This is a genomic window from Microcystis sp. M53602_WE12 (genome assembly GCF_030065455.1).
In the GTDB taxonomy this organism is placed as follows: Bacteria; Cyanobacteriota; Cyanobacteriia; order Cyanobacteriales; family Microcystaceae; genus Microcystis; species Microcystis aeruginosa.
This window is the reverse complement of sequence record NZ_JASJFB010000042.1, coordinates 1-3226: the sequence shown is the minus strand read 5'-3', so window position 1 is coordinate 3226 and position 3226 is coordinate 1. Positions and strand designations below refer to the sequence as shown.

2 protein-coding genes and 1 pseudogene are annotated in these 3226 nt (G+C 36.7%); 2 read left to right on the top strand and 1 reads right to left on the bottom strand.

The window, feature by feature from the left end; translation table 11 throughout:
* A pseudogene (locus PX482_RS01870) lies at positions 1–138 on the bottom strand (photosystem II D2 protein (photosystem q(a) protein)); the annotation flags it as partial.
* A gap of 484 nt (positions 139–622) precedes the next feature.
* On the opposite strand from PX482_RS01870, the gene PX482_RS01865 reads away from it, so the two are divergent.
* Complete coding sequence (locus PX482_RS01865) at positions 623–1681, top strand: AccI family restriction endonuclease (protein WP_002756852.1); 1059 nt, start codon at positions 623–625, stop codon at positions 1679–1681.
* A partial coding sequence (locus PX482_RS01860; RefSeq protein WP_288122003.1) for an HsdM family class I SAM-dependent methyltransferase occupies positions 1674–3226 on the top strand: 1553 nt, incomplete at its 3' end. The genes PX482_RS01865 and PX482_RS01860, both read left to right, overlap by 8 nt.

Below are 3226 nucleotides of genomic sequence, written 5' to 3'. Positions count from 1 at the left end.
TCCACCTAGGGCCATGAAGGCGCAGGGGAAGAGTAGTAAACCAGACCAACCGATGAAGACGAAACGGTCTCTTTTGAGCCAGTCATCGAGAGCATCAAACAGCCCTCTTTCTGGGGCGCGTCCGACAGCAATGGTCATGGGGGTTTTCTCCGAAAAATGTATATTATTGCTAAGATTCCGCGCTCTCTCCTCCATCCATCTGAGCAGGCGAGCAGATGTGTGGAAGAATTGTGAGAAATCTTTACTTTTCTTAACTTACACTATATTGGAAAAAATAGCCAATGTTTTTCAGGTCGATCTTAAGAAAATCTAAAATTTTTTCGGGAGACCAGTTGCTGGGCGTTGCGGGGGGAGACCACTTCGTGCGCGTTGCGGGGGGATTTGGGGAGATGGGGAGATATTCCGCCTCAATTGCTTGGTATTGTCGTCTTCACGTCTTGAGTGGAATGCTAGACCCCTCTGTGGGGTAATTATCCCCAAATTGAGGTGATTAAACCGCACGGTGTCGTATAGGGTTTTATTTAGTGGTGTTGGATCTATGCAAGAGTTCTAATATAGAGGGGGTTGCTCGATCGCAGGGAGCGGTATAATTGATGGCTGGGCTGAACAAGAAGGAGAATTCATGTACAAAGATGATATTCTGAACCTGATAAAGCAATCACCACTTGAGATTGATACTGAAATACAAATGACTGGAAAGCCCCCAACAATGGCTAACTCCGAATTTCTCACGAACAAGGAACAGGGTGATTGGGCTGAAACAATCGTCTTTAAGGCAGTCAATGAATATTCTGGTGATTATTTTGCTGTTAAATATGGGCGTTCCGAATCCATAGCCGCAGGTGATGATGGATTTGCTGATTTCTATATGGAATATCAGAGTGAACTTAATGCGATAGGTAAGAGGCCAGATATACTGATATTTAAGGTCAGAGACTTTCCGGATGGAAGTATTGACATTAAAAATGATCAGCACATAAGGCAGGCTGTGGCTGCGATTGAAGTAAGATCAAGTTCTTTTTTAGCAGACAAATATGCGGCATTCATGCGGGACAGACAAGATCGGGCCATTAAAAAATGCGAAGAAATTAGACAAGACATAATCAATACCGACCTTGGTGATCTATTAAGGCGAAAAAACCAGACAATTTACAATCTAATGTCAAATGCTACAGATGACACCTTTAGAGAATTAGACTTTCGTTGTCCGTCATGGTCATCAACAAAAGAGTTAAGAAATCTAACTGAATTACTGAAGAATCTCAAAGAAAATATAAAAATACTGCACAAACGCGATTATTTGGGCATTACCCCAAAAATTGAAGATGTTGCCTTGGTCAACAGGTGGATTCAGAAATATAATGTCAAGCATTTTTATCTACAAGTATTTTTTGACAAGGCATATATAATATCATTTAAAGATATTTTGGCACTGGTTTCAAACGATAACAATGATGGAAATAATTTTTCAATAGAAAGAGATGTAAAAAATCAAGGTAAAACTACGATCAAGATCAATGTGCAAATTGGAAAAGAAGTCATTGGAAAAATTGATATGCCTGAACATAAATCGGCTCTGAAAGAATTAGACAGGGGGCGTCTGCTTTTTTATGTCACTTTTGCAGGCGGCAAGGGATACCTTGATAATAAAATATTTCTAAGGGATGTTATTAATGCGTGAGTTAAAATATATAGCTGAAACTCCACTTAATCATAGGAAGGATTACGGTCAGTTTTTTACACCTATGTGCGTTGCTCGCCTCATGGTACAGTGGGTTTTAAAAGATAATCCAGAAACAGTATTAGACCCAGCGTTTGGCTTAGGCGTTTTTTATGATGAAGCAATAAAAATACCTTCAGGTAATCAAGTACATTTCATTGGATATGAGATTGATAGAAATATATTTGAGTTTCTCAATCGTAATGGTGACAGTCCTTATTTGAGAGTTATCAATAGTGATTACCTCGAAGCTGAAACTGAAAAATTTGACGGTATCATTTGTAATCCACCATATATGCGATTTCAGAAATTTCTTAAGCGTCATGATATATTACCAAAAATTGAAGAAAAAATAGGGAAGAAACTTATCGGTTACTCTAATATCTCTTCCGTATTCCTTGTCAAGTCTTTAAGAGAACTTAAAATCAATGGTAACTTGGCGTATATTATGCCTTTTGAATTTTTTAATACTGGCTACGGAAAAGAAATCAAAAAAAGTCTCCTTGAAAATCATTTATTGAAGCAAATAATAATCTTTGCCAATGAAAAAGAAATTTTCCCAGAGGCAACGACAACCGTTTGTGTGCTTCTTTGTAAAAATGACGGAAAAAAAGAAACCATTAAAATTTTACAGATCAAAAAAATTGATGAAATAGATAAAATATCTGATATTAGTAAATTCTATCAGTGGGAAATCGAACCATCGAATTTACCATACAACAAAAAGTGGACACCTATTATTTCATCATTGTTCACTGAACAAGTATCTCCAAATGGCTTCTGTAAGTTGTCCCTATACGGTACGTTTACGAGAGGTATTGCTACTGGCGCAAATGAATTTTTTGCGTTAAAAAAATCAAAAATTGAGCAACGGAAGTTGAGTGATAATAATATTTGTAAGTGTATTACAAAAAGCTCTCAAATCCGCAAAGCAGTATTTACTGAGCATGATTTTAATATACTATACAATGAGGATAAGCCAGTCCATTGTTTAGATGTAAAAGATCACGACAACTCTGAAATACGAAATTACATAAAAGAAGGCGAAAAATTGGGATACCATGGGAGGTATCTTACAAAAACAAGGAAGACCTGGTACAAAATTGAAAATAGAAAACCAGCTCCAATTTTATTCGGAGTCTTTAGCAGGGGCAGGTTAAAAGTAATACGCAATTTCACAACAGCAATAAATTTTACCTGCTTTCATTCCTTTTATCCAAATAAATTCGGAGAACAATTTATTAATAAATTATTTGTGTATTTGCTCAGTGATATTGGACAGGAAATAATAAAAATCAATAAACGAAGTTATGGTGATGAATTAGACAAGTTTGAACCAAGGGATTTGAATGATAGCTTATGTCCAAGCCAGAAACAATTTGAAATGATCAGTGATGAAGATGCTGAAGAAGTAATTAGTATTGCACAAAATGATCACCAAAAAGCAATTCTCATGAGTAATGCTCTGATCAAAAGACTTATGGACTCCCAACAATGCGCTGCACC